The 16,688-nt window shown below is 46.9% G+C and carries 17 protein-coding genes and 1 tRNA gene; 4 read left to right on the forward strand and 14 right to left on the reverse strand.

Translation table 11 applies throughout. The annotated features are described in order from the left end of the window. Positions 1-136: helix-turn-helix domain-containing protein (locus AC2UZJ_RS06285; protein WP_486949544.1), on the reverse strand; the 136-nt coding region annotated here is incomplete at its 3' end. A 21-nt stretch (positions 137-157) separates the two neighbouring features. Here AC2UZJ_RS06285 and tnpA point away from each other — a divergent pair. Further along, the gene (gene tnpA, locus AC2UZJ_RS06290; RefSeq protein WP_486949283.1) at positions 158-574 is read left to right on the forward strand and encodes an IS200/IS605 family transposase; all 417 of its coding nucleotides are present in this window, start codon (positions 158-160) and stop codon (positions 572-574) included. A 136-nt stretch (positions 575-710) separates the two neighbouring features. On the opposite strand, the gene AC2UZJ_RS06295 is transcribed toward tnpA, so the two are convergent. Continuing rightward, a tRNA-Ser gene (locus AC2UZJ_RS06295) sits at positions 711-801 on the reverse strand. A gap of 70 nt (positions 802-871) precedes the next feature. Beyond that, entirely contained in the window at positions 872-1,327 is a 456-nt protein-coding gene (locus AC2UZJ_RS06300) for an Lrp/AsnC family transcriptional regulator (RefSeq protein ID WP_486949284.1), read from the reverse strand. A 117-nt stretch (positions 1,328-1,444) separates the two neighbouring features. Between AC2UZJ_RS06300 and AC2UZJ_RS06305 the strand changes: the two genes are divergently transcribed. Next, a complete protein-coding gene (locus tag AC2UZJ_RS06305; protein ID WP_486949285.1) occupies positions 1,445-4,870 on the forward strand; it encodes an indolepyruvate ferredoxin oxidoreductase family protein in 3,426 nt (1,141 codons plus the stop codon). Here AC2UZJ_RS06305 and AC2UZJ_RS06310 read toward each other — a convergent pair. From AC2UZJ_RS06310 to tyrS, 5 genes are all read right to left on the reverse strand, one after another. Next, positions 4,791-5,438, reverse strand: a complete 648-nt coding sequence (locus AC2UZJ_RS06310) for a riboflavin synthase (RefSeq protein WP_486949286.1) — start codon at positions 5,436-5,438, stop codon at positions 4,791-4,793. The genes AC2UZJ_RS06305 and AC2UZJ_RS06310 overlap by 80 nt on opposite strands. An 8-nt stretch (positions 5,439-5,446) precedes the next feature. Then, on the reverse strand, positions 5,447-6,613 hold the full coding sequence (gene ribD, locus AC2UZJ_RS06315; protein WP_486949287.1) for a bifunctional diaminohydroxyphosphoribosylaminopyrimidine deaminase/5-amino-6-(5-phosphoribosylamino)uracil reductase RibD: 1,167 nt from the start codon (positions 6,611-6,613) through the stop codon (positions 5,447-5,449). Beyond that, entirely contained in the window at positions 6,610-7,089 is a 480-nt protein-coding gene (nrdR, locus tag AC2UZJ_RS06320; protein WP_486949288.1) for a transcriptional regulator NrdR, read from the reverse strand. Before nrdR ends, ribD begins: the two co-directional genes overlap by 4 nt. Positions 7,090-7,119: 30 nt before the next feature. Next, positions 7,120-8,364: a serine hydroxymethyltransferase gene (gene glyA / locus AC2UZJ_RS06325; protein WP_486949289.1), complete on the reverse strand. Its 1,245-nt coding sequence runs from the start codon at positions 8,362-8,364 to the stop codon at positions 7,120-7,122. Positions 8,365-8,451: 87 nt separating this feature from the next. Beyond that, positions 8,452-9,678: a tyrosine--tRNA ligase gene (gene tyrS, locus AC2UZJ_RS06330; protein ID WP_486949290.1), complete on the reverse strand. Its 1,227-nt coding sequence runs from the start codon at positions 9,676-9,678 to the stop codon at positions 8,452-8,454. 219 nt (positions 9,679-9,897) lie between these two features. On the opposite strand from tyrS, the gene AC2UZJ_RS06335 reads away from it, so the two are divergent. Next, positions 9,898-11,274, forward strand: coding sequence for a peptidoglycan DD-metalloendopeptidase family protein (locus AC2UZJ_RS06335; protein ID WP_486949291.1), 1,377 nt, complete (start codon positions 9,898-9,900; stop codon positions 11,272-11,274). Next, positions 11,274-12,359: an anhydro-N-acetylmuramic acid kinase gene (locus AC2UZJ_RS06340; RefSeq protein WP_486949292.1), complete on the forward strand. Its 1,086-nt coding sequence runs from the start codon at positions 11,274-11,276 to the stop codon at positions 12,357-12,359. Before AC2UZJ_RS06335 ends, AC2UZJ_RS06340 begins: the two co-directional genes overlap by 1 nt. A 6-nt stretch (positions 12,360-12,365) precedes the next feature. On the opposite strand, the gene erpA is transcribed toward AC2UZJ_RS06340, so the two are convergent. From erpA to AC2UZJ_RS06370, 6 genes are all read right to left on the reverse strand, one after another. Continuing rightward, a complete protein-coding gene (erpA, locus tag AC2UZJ_RS06345) occupies positions 12,366-12,734 on the reverse strand; it encodes an iron-sulfur cluster insertion protein ErpA (RefSeq protein ID WP_486949293.1) in 369 nt (122 codons plus the stop codon). A gap of 41 nt (positions 12,735-12,775) precedes the next feature. Then, on the reverse strand, positions 12,776-13,420 hold the full coding sequence (locus AC2UZJ_RS06350) for a DUF6776 family protein (protein WP_486949294.1): 645 nt from the start codon (positions 13,418-13,420) through the stop codon (positions 12,776-12,778). Next, entirely contained in the window at positions 13,417-14,454 is a 1,038-nt protein-coding gene (gene argC, locus AC2UZJ_RS06355; protein WP_486949295.1) for an N-acetyl-gamma-glutamyl-phosphate reductase, read from the reverse strand. Before argC ends, AC2UZJ_RS06350 begins: the two co-directional genes overlap by 4 nt. 123 nt (positions 14,455-14,577) lie before the next feature. Further along, positions 14,578-14,970 carry a 30S ribosomal protein S9 gene (rpsI, locus tag AC2UZJ_RS06360; RefSeq protein WP_486949296.1) on the reverse strand — a complete coding sequence of 131 codons (393 nt, stop codon included), beginning with the start codon at positions 14,968-14,970 and terminating at the stop codon, positions 14,578-14,580. Between the two features lie 9 nt (positions 14,971-14,979). Beyond that, a complete protein-coding gene (gene rplM, locus AC2UZJ_RS06365; RefSeq protein ID WP_486949297.1) occupies positions 14,980-15,408 on the reverse strand; it encodes a 50S ribosomal protein L13 in 429 nt (142 codons plus the stop codon). 141 nt (positions 15,409-15,549) lie between these two features. Beyond that, positions 15,550-16,638 (reverse strand): TRAP transporter substrate-binding protein, encoded by a 1,089-nt coding sequence (locus tag AC2UZJ_RS06370; RefSeq protein ID WP_486949298.1) that lies wholly within the window; start codon positions 16,636-16,638, stop codon positions 15,550-15,552. Positions 16,639-16,688 lie beyond the last annotated feature (50 nt).

The raw sequence follows: 16,688 nt of genomic DNA on the forward strand, positions 1-16,688 counted from the left end.
CTTCTGCGTAGCGAGCTTGTTGCAACGCCAAGGCCTTATTGAATACAAAACGACACGACCCAGCGAAACGACGCATTGCGCGCTGTTGCTCGCCGTTTGGCATGAGTTCGTATTTAAAGGCTTGAAGTCGTTTCATAAATCAATCATACTTTGGTCTATGGAGAAAAACAATGACATTAGGCGCGGTAGACACTGTGTTTTCAATATGCACGTTCATCTGGTCTTTGTGACTAAATACCGCCGTGACGTATTTACAAAAGCCATCCTTAACGACCTTCAGAAAATTTTCGCTAGCGTGTGCGCTGACTTTGATGCTGAGTTAGTGGAGTTTGATGGGGAGGACGACCATGTTCACTTATTAGTGAACTACCCGCCCAAAGTCGCCATATCAAAACTGGTTAATAGCTTAAAGGGTATATCCAGTCTTCTTATCCGAAAAAAGAACTACCCCAGCATTAAAAAGAAACTGTGGAAAGGGGCTTTATGGTCGCCGAGTTATTTTGCTGGGAGCTGTGGCGGCGCGCCGATTGAAATCATTCGGCAGTATATCGAGCAACAGCAAACGCCACCGTAGCCTCAAACGTAGTATCAAAGGACGGCGTTGCCGTCCGCGCTATTCTTCCTCGCCCTAAACGACGAGGCTTTCCGCGCATTTTGGTAAAAACAAAAAAGCCCTTGATTATTAACTCAATCAAGGGCTTTTTAAAATTTGGCGGACAGGGAGGGATTCGAACCCTCGATACGCTATGAACGTATACCCGCTTTCCAGGCGAGCGCCTTCAACCACTCGGCCACCTGTCCGTATTTGCTTATGTATATCAGCAAAGAAAGTAATTTTAGCATAGAAAAAGGATAAAGCAACACCTATGCCTTAAAAGAGTGGCAGCTGCATTTGGTTTTTGATTTCCTTTAAGGCCACGATGGTACGCGTTTGGCGCACTCCCGGCAAATTGAAGAAAAAACTATGCATGAAATCATCATAGCTTTCAGGGCTGGGTACCACTATTTTCAACAAAAAATCCGCATCCCCAGTAACTGCATAACATTCAAGTATCTCTGGGGTATCACGTACTGCTTGGATGAAAGTATCCACCATAGTGGCTGAGTGCCTATCCAAACTAATCTGCGTAAACATACAGCTTTGCAAACCCACTTTATTACGATCCACCACGGCGTGATAGCCCGTAATCACTTTTTGTTCCTCTAAGGCCTTGATACGGCGCCACACGGGTGTGGCTGATAAGCCCACTTGATCTGCCACCTCCTGAACTGAAACTTTAGCGTCTTTTTGTAAGATTGTTAGTATTTGTAGATTTATTTTATCCATATTAGCCTCTTTTTAGTATATTTCTCTTATTTATTAGGGATTTTACGCCATCGTTAAGCAAAATAAATCTTAAGTTTTACTCGTATGATGAAGAATAAGGAGGAGGAGGCTTCGATCATGCAATCAATAATCAATCAAAACTACCAGCTGGAAGACAATATTCATGCCAGCACAGGCCGGATTTTTCTCACGGGCACTCAGGCCTTAGTCAGAATGTTACTCAGCCAGGCTAAACGGGATGCTGATGCCAAGCTCAATACGGCTGGCTTTGTGTCTGGTTATAGAGGTTCGCCGTTAGGAGGTGTAGACACCACTCTGTGGCGCCACAGTAAGGTGCTAGATGCCGCTAAAATTCGTTTTCAACCCGCTATTAATGAAGACTTAGCTGCCACCATGCTCATGGGAACGCAGCAGCTGGATACCCATCCCGATAAAAATGTAGAAGGCGTGTTTGGTATGTGGTATGGCAAAGGCCCAGGGGTAGACCGCGCGGGTGACGCTCTACACCACGGCCATGCTGCGGGTGCCAGTCATAAAGGAGGCGTACTAGTGGTGGTGGGTGATGATCACATAGGCGTGTCTTCCTCCATACCTCACAGCAGCGAGCAAGCCTTACGCCACTTGCGTATGCCCATGATCAACCCTAGCTCTGTAGAAGAATACGAGTATTTTGGCCTTTGGGGTTGGGCGTTATCACGGTATTCCGGGGCATGGGTGGGTTTTAAAGCCATTACGGAAACCATAGAAAGTGGCCGTGCGGTAGATATTATAGATGTGCCTGATTTTACAAAAAACCTCCCCCCTTCTCCTCATGCGCGTAGTTACGATGCCAAGGATTTTTTAACGCCGCAGATTGAAGAACACATGGAAAACCGTTTACGTGCGGTGCATAGTTTTGCACTACATAATCCATTAGATAGGTTATTAGATGTCGCTCCCGAGGCCAAGATAGGAGTTATTACATCAGGAAAAAGCACCTTAGATACCTTAGATGCACTTGAAGTACTACGCTCAAAACATGCCTTGCCCCCTATACGTCACTACAAGGTGGGTTTGATCTGGCCTATGGTGCCTGAGACGCTGCTGGATTTTGCACAAGACTTAGATCACATTTTAGTCATTGAAGAAAAAGGCGATTTCATTGAAACACAGGTGAAAAATCTACTTTTTCACCTAGAAAATCGCCCTAGGGTTTACGGTAAACGGGACCAAGCCAACCAAGAGCTGATCCCTAGTTTAGGTCAACTCAGCCCCTCTATCGTAAAAAAAGCATTAGGCCTCTGGCTGCAGCTCCCAAATAAAGAGGCAGCTCCTACGGTTAAAGCGCTCAACACCTTTGGCCTGAGCCGCAAGCCGTACTTTTGTTCTGGCTGCCCGCACAGCAGTTCTACAAAAGTGCCCGAAGGCAGCAAAGCCTTAGCGGGTGTGGGCTGTCATTATATGGCCTCATGGATGGACAGAAATACCCAAGGACTCACCCAAATGGGGGGTGAAGGCACGGACTGGATAGGTGCCTCTGCTTTTATGGATAATGCCCATATTTTTCAAAATATGGGCGAAGGCACCTATTTTCACTCTGGCTACTTAGCCATTCGTCAGGCTGTGGCTGCCAAGGCGAACATCACCTATAAAATTTTATTTAATGATGCGGTGGCTATGACAGGGGGTCAGCCTGTGGATGGCCCTATTTCCGTGCCTAATATTTGCCAACAGGTTATGGGCGAAGGCGTACAAAAAGTGGTGATTACCACAGATGAGCCTGAACGCTATAAAACCCTTTCTTTGCCTACCGGCGTTGAAGTACTGCATCGCCGTGAGCTAGACCGCATACAACGTGAGTTACGAGATATTAAAGGGGTAACGGTATTAATTCATGACCAAACCTGTGCGGCCGAAAAAAGACGCATGCGTAAGAAAAACGCCTACCCAAACCCCAAGCGGAGAATTTTTATTAACCCTGAAATCTGTGAAGGCTGTGGTGACTGTGGTGTGCAATCAAACTGTTTATCTATAGTCCCTTTAGAGACGGAACTAGGCCGTAAACGAGCGATTGATCAATCCAGCTGTAATAAAGATTACAGCTGTGTAGAGGGCTTTTGCCCTAGTTTTGTGTCTGTGCTGGGCGCTGAGCCCAAAAAAGCCAGCGGTATTAACAGTGAAAAACTCGCTCACCATTTGCATAGCGCTATTCAAGCACTACCTCCACAGCAATCGCAACGCCATACCTCACCTAAAGCGAATAACCTCATTGTGGCGGGAATTGGCGGCACCGGCGTGATTACTATAGGTGCCATTGTGGCCATGGCGGCGCACCTAGAGGGCCGCGCCGCTTCCGTACTCGATATGACGGGTTTGGCGCAAAAAGGCGGTACCGTGATTAGCCATGTGCGTATTGGGGCAGATGCCAACGCTCAGGGCGCGGTACGCATTGACCACCTACAAGCAGACACAGCCATACTGTGCGACAGCGTGGCAGCCAGTAATCCCGCGGCAGCCCACTGCATTGAACCTCACCGAACTCAGGTATTTATTAATAATTATCTGGCGCCCACCTCTGAATTTACCCGTGATGCCGATGTGGTTTTACCTAAAGGCGCCTTAGTGGAACAAATTATGCAACGCAGTGGCGTAGAGCACACTCATACGGTAAACGCCCATTACCTAGCAGAGCAATTGTTTGGTGACAGCATCTTATCAAATATGCTGATGTTAGGCATGGCATGGCAACAAGGAGCTATTCCCTTACAGTTAGTCTCTATAGAGCGAGCCATACATTTAAACGGGGTGGCGGTGGCCGAGAATCAGTTGGCCTTTGAAGCGGGGCGTTTATGGGTGGCTGATCCGGACAGGATCAAACAACTGTTACAACAACCCGAACCCACGGTAGCTCAGCGCCCCCAAACGCTGCAAGAGGCGATAAGCCTTTATAAACCACGCTTAACCGCTTATCAAAATGCTGCCTATGCGCAGAAATTTATAAATAGTATTAAAAACTTACACCAAGCCGAGCAACAGCTTGACCCCGAGAGCGAAACCTTAACCGTGGAAGCCGCGCACAGCTTATATAAACTGATGGCATATAAAGATGAATATGAAGTGGCTAGACTGTATAGCTCCAGCACTTTTAAAGCGCAGTTAGCGCAACAGTTTAAAGGCGACTTTACGCTGAACTTCCATATGACTCCCCCTTGGATAAGCCAAATGGGCAGTAATGGCCGCCCTCTTAAAAAACAACTTGGCAGCTGGATGCAAACGGTTTTTCCACTCTTAAGTAAAGCCAAGGTCTTACGCGGCAGCCCTTTAGATATTTTTGGTTATCAACGTGAGCGTAAAATGGAGAGAAAACTACGCGATGACTTTATCAATACACTTAATGCTATTAGCCTAGACTTAACGGCAGACAATTACCAAACGCAGCTGCAGTACGTACGTCTACCACAAAAAATTCGAGGTTTTGGCCCCGTTAAGCAGCAGGCGATGGCCCAGTTTGCAAGCTCAGCATACGCTCTACATAACGGGCAATCGCATCCACTTCAAGATTAACCTGGCTGCCCACTTGGAGATTTTTAAGCGTAGTGACTTCTACGGTATGTGGAATCAGATTTATGCTGATTTCACAGCCGGCTTCATCGGGCAAATCCACCACTTCATTAATTGTTAAGCTCACCCCATTAACGGTAACACTGCCCTTATAGGCTAAGTATTTAGCCAAGGCTACTGGCGCCACAATGCGCAATTCATACGACTCACCCACGGGTGTAAAAGCAGAAACCGTACCCACCCCATCTACATGGCCTAATACCATATGCCCATCTAAGGTGTCTCCTAAGCGCATGGCGTTTTCCAAATTCACTTCAGCGGCCTGATCTAAACCCACCGTACGATTTAAACTTTCACGAGAAATATCAATACTGAAAGCCTGGTCATGAAAAGCCACTACTGTCATACAAGCACCTTGTATAGCAATAGAATCACCTAACTTACAAGCGTTTAAATCAAAGTCAGTACCGCTGACATCGATGCGTAAACGTAAGCCTGCATCCGTATCATGGTCTGATAAGGGTTGAACGGCAGTAATTTTTCCTACGGCGCTAACTATACCGGTAAACATATGTATTTTTAATCCTGGTCGATGTGATTTTGATGTAACTGCTTCAGTTTTACGTATAATTGGCGCCAATGCTGCGCATGGCGCATAAATAAGCGCACGTCTTTTTCTATAACTCGGCTATGCAATAACTCGAAACGCGGCGCTAACTCTAAACTCGTTATATCAGACAGATTTGCGATGGCACGCCCCTCGCCTATCAACATAGGTGCCACATAAGACACTAAAGCATCCACATAACCTGCCTGTAATAAACCGCCATTTAGGGTAGCTCCTGCTTCTACATGCACTTCATTCACATGCTGCCCACCTAACCAACTCATTAAACTGTGTAAGTCCACTTGATCGTTGTCATCGGCTGGCAGGGTGATGATCTGCGTGTTTTTATCTGCTAAGCGCTGCCTAAAGGTCTCATCTATCTGTTCTACGGTGGTGAATAACCAAATGGGATACCCATCAAACAGCTTGGCTTTAGGGGTAATACGCAATTGGCTATCAAGTACGGCGCGTATGGGCTGGCGTCGCGTATCACAATGGCGCACATTTAACAGCGGATTATCATCTAAAACTGTATTAATACCGGTAAGCACCACACAACTACGCGCCCTAAAACGCTGACCATCAGCCCTAGCGCCGGCACCCGTAATCCACTTAGATTGACCATCGTTTAAGGCGGTACGCCCGTCTAACGATGAGGCGGTTTTAAGCCATAACCAAGGCAGACCACGCAGCATGCGCGCTACAAAGCCGATATTTAAATTAAAAGCTGCTTCTAACTCTTCTTCCGCAGAAAAAAGCACCTCTATGCCTGCCGCACGTAATTTTGCGACTCCTTGCCCAGCTACCAATGGGTTTGGGTCTAGCATGGCTATCACCACCGCTTGAGGCTGCGCCGCAATGAGCGCATCCACACAAGGAGGAGTGCGACCATGGTGCGAACAAGGCTCTAAGGTGACATAAACTGTAGCCCCTTGCAGATTTTTGAAGCCCGCTTCTTGGGCTTGACGCAAGGCCATAATTTCCGCATGGGCTTCGCCCGCTACTTGGGTGACGGCTTTGGCAATGATTTGCTCTTGATAAACAATCACGCAACCCACTCTGGGATTAGGACTGGTATTGAAAAGAGCGGAGCGAGCAGCATTTAAAGCGCGCTGCATGTAATAACTGTGTGTACTCATGTGGAGGAGGTGCTGGGATCAGAAATATCATCTTGCATAGCATTGATGGCTTCAACAAATTCACGGATATCATTAAAGCTTTTATAGACTGAGGCAAAACGTACGTAAGCCACTTGGTCTAGCTTTTTAAGCTGCTCCATGACGAGATCACCAATGCGCTCTGTGCTAATTTCACGCTCACCACACACCAACAAGCCTTCGGTGATACGCGCTACGGCGGCATCCACTTCTTGGGCAGGTACCGAACGTTTACGTAGTGCTAAGTCCATACTGGCACGCAAGCGACTCTCATCAAAGCCCATGCGACTACCGCTGCGTTTTACAACGGTAGGCATCATGAGATCTGCCCGCTCATAGGTAGTGAAGCGTTTCTCACACTTCGCACAGCGACGACGGCGACGAATAGTTGCACCATCTTCGGATACACGGGAGTCAACGACCTGAGTATCTTCAAAACTACAGAACGGGCATTTCATAGGCTATATGCCCTCGAGAGGGCGAAATAATTAGCGGTAAACAGGTAAGCGTGCGGTGAGTTCATGCACGCGCTTACGTACGTCTGCCAAGTTAGCTGCATCGGTGGGATTATCTAGCACGTCAGCAATTAAATTCGCGGTCAACACACAATCGGCTTCAGTAAAACCACGCGTGGTAACAGCGGGCGTACCCAAGCGTACACCACTGGTGACGAAAGGGGATTCAGGATCATTTGGGATAGCGTTTTTATTCACAGTGATATGCGCTTCACCTAGGGCCTCTTCCGCTTGTTTACCCGTTAGGCCTTTAGAGCGTAAATCAACCAGCATTAAATGGCTTTGTGTACCGCTAGAAACGATGCGTAAACCACGTTCTACTAAGGTTTTTGCCATCGCATCGGCATTTTTTACGACTTGTGCAGCGTAATCTTTAAAACTAGGCTCTAACGCTTCTTTGAAGGCTACGGCTTTACCGGCAATCACGTGCATTAAGGGACCGCCTTGAATGCCAGGGAATATAGCGGAATTAATGATGCGCTCGTGTTCAGCTTTCATCATAATGACACCACCACGAGGGCCACGTAGAGATTTATGAGTGGTAGACGTCACAAAATCAGCGTGTGGCACGGGATTTGGGTACTGACCACCTGCCACTAAACCAGCGTAATGGGCAATATCAACCATGAATAGCGCATTGTTTTCTTTAGCAATGCGGCTGATGCGTTCAAAATCAATATGCAAAGAGTAAGCAGAAGCACCCGCTACTATAAGCTTAGGCTTATGCTCTTTAGCTAGGGTTTCGATTTGATCGTAATCGATAACTTCATTTTCATCTAAGCCATAAGAAATGAAATTATAGAGTTTACCGGAAGCATTCACCGGTGAACCATGCGTTAAGTGCCCACCCTCGGCTAAGCTCATACCTAAAACGGTATCACCGGGCTTAAGGACCGCCATGTATACGCCTTGGTTCGCTTGGGAACCGGAATTAGGCTGTACGTTAGCGGCTTCAGCACCAAAGATCTCTTTAAGACGATCGATGGCTAGTTGCTCAATCACATCTACAAATTCGCACCCACCGTAATAACGACGGCCGGGGTAACCTTCAGCGTACTTATTAGTAAGCTGTGAACCTTGGGCCTCCATAACTGCAGGGCTAGTGTAGTTTTCAGAAGCAATAAGCTCAATATGTTGCTCTTGACGCTCATCTTCTTTCTGAATGGCGTCCCAAACGGCGGGGTCAGCAATATTTAGGGTATGAGAACGATCAAACATGTAAGATCCTAACTAAAAAATGGGCAATTAAAGCACGTATTTTACCTTTTTCGCCGCATTAAATCCGAATAATTGAATGTATTGTACTTAACTAAGTATGACACGAGCAAAACGACGTCTGCCTACCTGTACCACATAACTACCCGCAGCCAGCTCTAGGCCTCGGTCTTCAATGCGTGTACCATCAACACGCACACCACCTTGAGTGATATTGCGCTGCGCTTCACTACCTGAGGCGGCTAGACCGGACTCTCGCAGTACATGGATAATACCCATAGGGGCACCCGCTAAGGTAACTTCTGGTAAATCGTCGGGGATTTGTCCATGTTTAAAACGTGCCTCAAAGCGTTCTAGGGCTTTTTCAGCCGCGGCCCGATCATGAAAACGCGCCACAATTTCTTGGGCTAAAGCCACTTTAATATTGCGTGGATTTTCACCAGCCGCAATTTGATCTTTAAAGCCCTGTATGTCTGCCAAACTGCGGAAAGACAACAACTCAAAGAATGACCACATTAAAGTATCTGAGATCGACATGATTTTACCGAACATGGAATCCGCGTCTTCAGTCACCCCAATGTAATTTTTTTTAGACTTCGACATTTTTTCTACGCCGTCTAAACCCACCAATAAAGGCATAGTCAAAATACACTGCTGTTCTTGCTCGTATTCACGCTGCAGCTCACGCCCCACCAACAGGTTAAATTTCTGATCCGTACCACCTAGCTCTAAGTCTGCGTGTAACTGTACAGAATCATACCCTTGTAGAAGGGGATAGATAAACTCATGCACAGAAATAGGCGTATTCGATTTAAAGCGTTTAGTGAAATCATCACGTTCCATCATACGCGCTACAGTATAACGTGAAGCTAACTGAATTAAGCCGCGAGAACCCAGTTGATCTAACCAAGTGGAGTTATACATAATTTCGGTTTTGGATTGATCCAAAATCAAATTGGCTTGATCGCAATAAGTTTGGGCATTGGCTTTCACTTGCTCGGGCGTTAAAGGCGGTCGTGTGGTGTTACGGCCACTGGGATCACCAATGGTAGAGGTGAAATCACCAATGAGGAAAACCACATGGTGACCCAAATCTTGCAGCTGACGCATTTTATTGAGCACTACCGTATGCCCTAAATGTATATCGGGAGCCGTAGGGTCTAAGCCCAATTTAATGCGCAACGGCTTACCGGTGGCATGGCTTCTAGCCAACTTGCGAGCAAACTCAGACTCCACAATGAGTTCGTCGCAGCCACGCTTCACTATGGCTAAATCGGCTTCTACTGCCGCGGTAATGGGAGCTTCTTGTAATGACATAATTAACCTGATGAAAACTTTCTCGTAAAATGGCTCGAAAAAGAATTGTAAATAAGCTAGGATAACGCTTGGGTGTAAAATCTGCACGTTAATGTACGTGTACGCGCTTTATTCCTACACCTAAATCATCATTTTATCAAAACGTTCTAGCAGGCATAGCCCTGATAGCAGAAAGAGCGTTTTCTTTTTAATCCCAACATCTCACAAGGTTTTGGTCACATGCTCAATACAGGGAATAACGAGTCTACTAAGACCACCCTCCAGCACGCCAGCCCCAAAAAAAGTCAGTTCATCCAAAAGTCTCTGCTGATTATGGCTTTAGGTTTGTTTGCAGGTGCCGCAGCCATTGCGGTAGTAAAACCTCAAGACGAACCCGTCATCTATCAAGCATCGCAGGCCTTAGAACTGCCCGCCGGCGTCACTCCTTTAGGTCAATTATCCAACGATCCCTTTGTTCACGAAACTCGCATCCGTCGTGGTGATACCTTATCGGCCTTGTTAAAGCGCCTGCATGTAGAAGCCCCAGGGCTACAGGCCTTTTTAACACATAACAAAGATGCTCGTTCTATTTACAAACTTTACCCAGGCCGCGCCATTCAAGTGGCTTTAAATAGTGAAAACGATTTACTTTGGCTACGCTACATACACACGCCCGCTGATGCCCAAGCGGGTGAAACCGTTTCCAAATGGCTAGAAGTACGCCCTGAGGCAGACGGCTATATAGCGCAGGAAAAATCGTTAGCGGTAGAAACGCACACAAAAATAGCTGAAGGCGTAATCAATTCCTCTTTGTTTGGCGCCACCGACGCTGCGGGTATTCCAAACAATGTGGCATTGCAAATCCCTGAAATCCTCGGTTCTAAAGTGGATTTCATGAAACATATCCAAAAAGGCGATAAATTTCGCGTAGTCTACGAAACGTATAGCCATGATGGCCAGCAGGTAGGCGCGGGTAAAATTTTAGCGGTGGAGTTTGAAAATCGCGGTCAAGTACATAATGCGCTGTGGTTTGCCCCCGATAACAAAGGCGGTGGTTACTACGATTTTGACGGCAACAGCAGCCAACGCGCTTTTTTACGTAATGCGCTGAAATTTACACGTATTAGCTCTACCTTTGGCAGTCGTCGCCACCCTATCCATGGCAATTGGCGTAATCATAACGGTGTAGATTACGCGGCACCTACTGGCACACCTATACATGCCACAGCGGACGGTACCGTGAAGTTTGTGGGTAGCCAACGCGGCTACGGCAACACCATTGAGCTAGAACACCACAACGGTTACACCACGCTCTACGCCCATCAAAGCCGTTTTGCTCCTAAACTGAAAAAAGGCGATGTCGTATCTCAAGGGCAGCTGATAGGTTATGTGGGCTCTACGGGTTGGGCCACCGGACCGCATTTGCATTATGAGTTCCGCATTAATGGTAAGCCGGTAGATCCTTTATCGGTAGATTTGCCTGTACAACGCGCACTTAGCGATGAACAGCAAGCCGCTTTTAAAGTGGTAGCTGCACAATACCAGACCCAATTAGCAGTACTTAAAGGTCTTGGTGAGCCAGCAATTGCTGCCATCAATGCCGCTAACAACGACTAGTGCTTTTTATAGGTGTTATGTCGGGCACTAGTACCGATGGCGTGGATGCGGTGTTATGCCGCATTACTCACGCTGAGTCTGTACAGGTAGTAGCCCATGAGTCTTTAACTCTGCCTGCGGCTTTGCGGGCAGAGATTTTAGCGCTCAATAACTCAACTAATGATGAGCTGCATCGTGCAGCGTTGGTGGCTAATCAATTAGCACTGCTCTACGCTCAAGCATGCAATAATTTACTGCAGCGCACAGACTATAACGCCAAAGACATTACTGCTATAGGCGTACATGGCCAAACCGTGCGTCATGCCCCTCACCTCGGCTATACCATTCAGCTTAATGCGCCTGCGTTAATTGCTGAACTGACCGGTATGAATGTGATTGCTGATTTTCGCAGCAGGGATATTGCCGCTGGAGGTCAAGGCGCTCCCTTAGTGCCTGTTTTTCATCAAGCCGTCTTTAGCTTGCCTACCGCACCGCGCTTAGTGATTAACTTAGGTGGCATCGCTAATATCAGCATTCTACGACCGCAGCAGCCTTCACAAGGCTTTGATACGGGCCCCGCTAATGCATTGATGGACGAATGGACCAAGCAGCACAGAGGCCTGGATTACGATGAACAAGGTGCTTGGGCAGCTAGTGGTGTTGTTATTCCTGAATTGCTACAACGCTTACTGTCTGAACCTTGGTTAAAACTACCTCCACCAAAATCAACTGGCAGAGATCTATTTAATACCAAGTGGTTAAAAAAACATATCACAGGCAAAGAAAAAGTTATTGATATACAGGCAACCTTAGCGGCTTTTACAGTAGAAAGCATTGGTCAGGCTATTGAAGACTATGCCGATGATGCGGAGGAGGTTATTGTGTGTGGTGGAGGTGCGTACAATACGCACTTATTACAGCTGCTAGCAGCACGCACAAAAAAACCCGTGCGCTTAAGCGACGAGCTGGGGATTGGTGCGCAGCAGGTAGAAGCAGCTGCTTTTGCATGGCTAGCTTATGCTTATTGGCATAACCTGCCTGCTGGGCAGCCGGCTATTACGGGTGCGCGCCAACGTACAATTCTAGGTGCTTTATATAAAGCCTAAAAACACTTAGATGGTGAAAGACGAACCACAACCACACGTGGTGCTGGCATTCGGGTTACGAATGACGAACTGTGCCCCTTCTAGATCATCTTTATAATCAATTTCTGCACCGACTAGGTACTGAAAACTCATTGGATCGACCAGCAACTGCACACCGCCTTTGTCAATGGTGGTGTCGTCCTCGTTAATGACGTCATCAAAGGTAAAGCCGTACTGGAAACCCGAGCAACCACCACCCTGCACAAAAACACGTAGTTTCAGCTCAGGATTGCCTTCTTCGGTTAATAATTCACGCACTTTTTCTACGGCGGAATCACTAAAGTCTAAAGGAGAAGGTGGGGTTTGAAGGTCTACTGTTTGGGCTATGGTGTTCATAGGATACTCCTGCAACAACAAATAATAAGATCAGATCTATTTTAGCTTAAATCAACTTTGTGAGTAGCACGCAATTGTTTACCTTGATAGATATGTAGGGTGACTGCGTCAATTTTCAAATCTGGCGGTATCGCAAGCAAACCCGTCTTTCGCAAAAACTGATCAAACTGAATCGCAGTACTATCAGCAGGTTCAGCACCTGCCGTGTTTAATACCATAGTAACTGAACTACCGCCTTGCTGCCCATGTGCCGTAAATTGTATGTGGCCATTAAAGCTTTCTAAGCCAGCGGGACGCTGTAAAAGCAACCTATAATGCAGCAACCCATCACTTTGTTCCGTTAGCTCTACCGCACGTATATGCACGGTGCCTTTGTCTGATAAAGGCAACAAATGCTCATAAAAGGCGAGCTGCTCATTAAGGGTGCTAATTTCATCCTGCTTTTGCCGCAGGCTTTGTTCTAAGGCATCTAGGGTGGCTTTATCTAAAGCGAGCTGCGTTTCTAAGCTTTGGTTTTGTAAACGGGCTTGGGTTAAATCCGTTTTCAGCCCTGCTAGCTCTTGGTTCAGTTGCCGATGGGTGCTGGAGATCTCTTTAGTGTAGTAATAACCTACACTTATGGCTAATACCACACCCACCACTAAGCCACTGAGCGCGCCTAACCTCCAGCCCGTGCCTAGCGTCATGGCAGTATGGCTACTTGCTCTAAGCCGGTAGATTCAGGCAAGTTAAACATCAGATTCATATTTTGTACTGCCTGACCTGATGCGCCTTTTACAAGGTTATCTTGAGCCACCATAATAATCAACTGATCACCATGACGCTGTAATGCAATGCGTAGTTTATTAGAAGCCCGAACAGAACGCGTTTCAGGCACTGAGCCAGCGGGCATTACGTCCACAAAATATTCATTGGCATAGTGCTTTTCATACAGCGCTTGAAAATCAGTATCCATGGCCTCAGGCTGAATGCGCGCATAAATGGTGGAAAACATACCACGAATCATAGGTACCAAGTGAGGCACAAAGGTGAGCTCTACCTTGGTGTTATTGTTTAAATGCTGTAACTGCTCTGAAATCTCTGGGTGATGTCTGTGCCCCCCTACTCCATACGCTTTGAAATTATCACTGGCTTCAGGAAATAAAGTACCCACGGCAGCCTTACGCCCTGCTCCAGACACGCCTGATTTACAATCCGCCACGATGCGATTTTCTACTAAGGGCGTGCTGTGACCCCACAACGGTGCCGTACCTAAAATAACCGTAACCGGATAGCAGCCAGGATTAGCAATGACTTGCGCCTGGGCAATCTTGTGACGGTTCACTTCAACCAAGCCATAAACCGACTGCTTTAAAATATCTGGACAAGCATGCGGCATGCCATACCACTGTTCAAAAACCTCTGTGTCTTGCAAACGAAAGTCTGCTGCTAAATCTATGATTTTTACGCCTTTGGCGAGCAGCTCTTTGGCTTCACTCATGGCGACCCCATGGGGGGTGGCAAAAAATACCACATCGCATTGATCTAATTGGGCATTATCTGGCGTTTGAAACACGGCATCTACATGCCCGCGCAAGCTGGGAAACATATCGGCCACCGGCATGCCGTCTTCTTGACGCGAAGTAACCGCTGTTATTTCTGCTTTTGGGTGCTGCGCCAATAAACGTAATAGCTCTACACCGGTATAGCCTGTTGCACCTACAATGCCCACTTTGATCATTATTTTTTACCTTTATGACAGTAATGATACGAATATATATCCATTACTATAATCATATAGGAAAAAAAACAAAGCCCCAACCGAAGTTGAGGCTTAGCTTGTAGCAAACAGTATGAAAACGTATTAACGCTTACTGAACTGCTTACGACGACGAGCTTTGTGGAAGCCGACTTTCTTACGTTCGACTTCACGTGCATCGCGGGTAACAAAACCAGCTTGCTTGAGCGCGCCTTTAAGTGTTTCGTCAAAGTCAATTAACGCACGAGTAATACCGTGACGAATCGCACCCGCTTGGCCGCTATTGCCGCCACCGTGTACGTTAACTTTGATGTCAAAAGACTCTAAATGTTCAGTTAACTCTAAAGGCTGACGCACAATCATGCGGCCTGTTTCACGAGCGAAGTATTCATCTACTGGCTTACCATTTACAACAATAGCGCCTGTACCTTTTTTGATGAATACGCGAGCCACCGACTCTTTACGGCGGCCTGTACCATAATTCCAATTACCGATCATGACCTGTCCTTAGATTTCCAGGGGCTTAGGCTGTTGAGCAGAATGTGGATGCTCTTCACCAGCGTAAACCTTTAATTTCTTGGCCATGGCGTAACCCAATGGGCCTTTGGGAAGCATGCCTTTTACGGCTTTTTCCAGTGCGCGACCAGGGAAACGCTGCTGCATGGTTTCAAAGTTAGTCTCGCGTATACCACCAACATAACCTGTATGACGGTAGTAAATTTTATCTTGGGACTTGTTACCAGTAACGCGCAAATCTGCTGCGTTAATAATGACAATGTAATCGCCGGTGTCAACGTGCGGAGTGTATTCAGGTTTGTGTTTACCACGTAGGCGGCGTGCAACTTCGCTGGCCACACGACCGAGGACTTTATCCTTGGCATCAATCACAAACCACTCACGACGGACTTCATGCGGCTTGGCCACAAAGGTCTTCATGATAGGTTCCTAATAAAAAGGCATTACGCCATAAAATATATAAAATTAGCTAAGCTTGCCAAGACGTTATGATTCGACCGTGCAAGCTTTTGACTAAGGGTAGGATTTTAGCATAAATCCAGCACAATACAAATCATTTACTTATTTGCGTAGCGCTTGTGCTAAATAGTTATCGTAAGAACCTTCCGCAACCCGGAACCAAGGCACTAAATCATCACGGAATGCCATGTAGTTGTCTAAGATCTTCTTAAAACGCGCGTCTTTTTCACTAAATTCTTTATATAATTCATTCGTTGCTGCAAACGACGCGTCCATGACATCACGGGGGAAAGCTTTAAGTACAGCCCCATCCGCAATTAAGCGACGCAACGCCCCTGGGCTTTGGCTGTCATAAATGGTGAGCATATTACCGCCAGCCGCACGCGCCGCTGTAGCAACAAGATCTTGATATTGCTTGGGTAAATCGTTAAACGCATCTTGGTTCACATACAAAGATACCTGCCCAGCACCTTCCCACCAACCGGGATAATAGTAATACTTCGCTACTTTTTGTAGACCGAGTTTTTCATCATCCACCGGACCAACAAACTCCACCGCATCAAGCGTGCCCTTTTCTAGAGATGGGTAAATATCCCCTGGCGGTACCTGCTGTGGGATTACGCCTAAACGTGCTAATACCTCACCGGCAAACCCGGCAGTACGCATTTTTAGACCTTTAAGGTCTTCAACGGAGTTAATTTCTTTACGATACCACCCCCCCATTTGCGTACCGGTGTTGCCCATAGGGAAGTTCACGATATTACGCGTAGCAAAAAGCTCTCGCATGAGCTTCATGCCATCACCCTGGTACATCCAGGCATCCATTTGACGGGCGTTTAAACCAAAAGGCACCGCAGTATCAAAAGAAAAAGAGGGGTCTTTACCATAAAAATAGTAAGAGGCGGTTTGCCCCATTTCTACGGTGCGATTCTCTACCGCATCCATGACCTCAAAGCCCGGCACAATCTCGCCAGCGGGATAAAGACGTATAGAGAAATTACCGCCAGATGCCTCCTCGACCATTTTAACGAATAGCTCAGCAGTAGAAAAAAGCGCCGGTAAGGACGGTCCATAAGTGGACGTCATTTTCCAGCTGATTTTGGGCTGACTTTTAGCAACCACTGGCGCTGCAATCGCAGCAGTACCTGCCGCGGCCAAGCCGGCTTTTTTTAAAAACGAACGACGCTGCATAGCATAGCTCCTATATAAGTTGAAACATAATCATACACTAGGTGTAGAAA

The sequence above is a fragment of the Paenalcaligenes sp. DL 309 genome (assembly GCF_057475285.1).

What these genes read in the sequence shown, in the direction of transcription:
- tnpA (WP_486949283.1), top strand. Translation starts at nt 158, where the DNA reads ATGGAGAAAAACAATGACATTAGGCGCGGTAGACACTGTGTTTTCAAT.
- AC2UZJ_RS06300 (WP_486949284.1), bottom strand. Translation starts at nt 1,327, where the DNA reads ATGGATAAAATAAATCTACAAATACTAACAATCTTACAAAAAGACGCT.
- AC2UZJ_RS06305 (WP_486949285.1), top strand. Translation starts at nt 1,445, where the DNA reads ATGCAATCAATAATCAATCAAAACTACCAGCTGGAAGACAATATTCAT.
- AC2UZJ_RS06310 (WP_486949286.1), bottom strand. Translation starts at nt 5,438, where the DNA reads ATGTTTACCGGTATAGTTAGCGCCGTAGGAAAAATTACTGCCGTTCAA.
- ribD (WP_486949287.1), bottom strand. Translation starts at nt 6,613, where the DNA reads ATGAGTACACACAGTTATTACATGCAGCGCGCTTTAAATGCTGCTCGC.
- nrdR (WP_486949288.1), bottom strand. Translation starts at nt 7,089, where the DNA reads ATGAAATGCCCGTTCTGTAGTTTTGAAGATACTCAGGTCGTTGACTCC.
- glyA (WP_486949289.1), bottom strand. Translation starts at nt 8,364, where the DNA reads ATGTTTGATCGTTCTCATACCCTAAATATTGCTGACCCCGCCGTTTGG.
- tyrS (WP_486949290.1), bottom strand. Translation starts at nt 9,678, where the DNA reads ATGTCATTACAAGAAGCTCCCATTACCGCGGCAGTAGAAGCCGATTTA.
- AC2UZJ_RS06335 (WP_486949291.1), top strand. Translation starts at nt 9,898, where the DNA reads ATGCTCAATACAGGGAATAACGAGTCTACTAAGACCACCCTCCAGCAC.
- erpA (WP_486949293.1), bottom strand. Translation starts at nt 12,734, where the DNA reads ATGAACACCATAGCCCAAACAGTAGACCTTCAAACCCCACCTTCTCCT.
- AC2UZJ_RS06350 (WP_486949294.1), bottom strand. Translation starts at nt 13,420, where the DNA reads ATGACGCTAGGCACGGGCTGGAGGTTAGGCGCGCTCAGTGGCTTAGTG.
- argC (WP_486949295.1), bottom strand. Translation starts at nt 14,454, where the DNA reads ATGATCAAAGTGGGCATTGTAGGTGCAACAGGCTATACCGGTGTAGAG.
- rpsI (WP_486949296.1), bottom strand. Translation starts at nt 14,970, where the DNA reads ATGATCGGTAATTGGAATTATGGTACAGGCCGCCGTAAAGAGTCGGTG.
- rplM (WP_486949297.1), bottom strand. Translation starts at nt 15,408, where the DNA reads ATGAAGACCTTTGTGGCCAAGCCGCATGAAGTCCGTCGTGAGTGGTTT.
- AC2UZJ_RS06370 (WP_486949298.1), bottom strand. Translation starts at nt 16,638, where the DNA reads ATGCAGCGTCGTTCGTTTTTAAAAAAAGCCGGCTTGGCCGCGGCAGGT.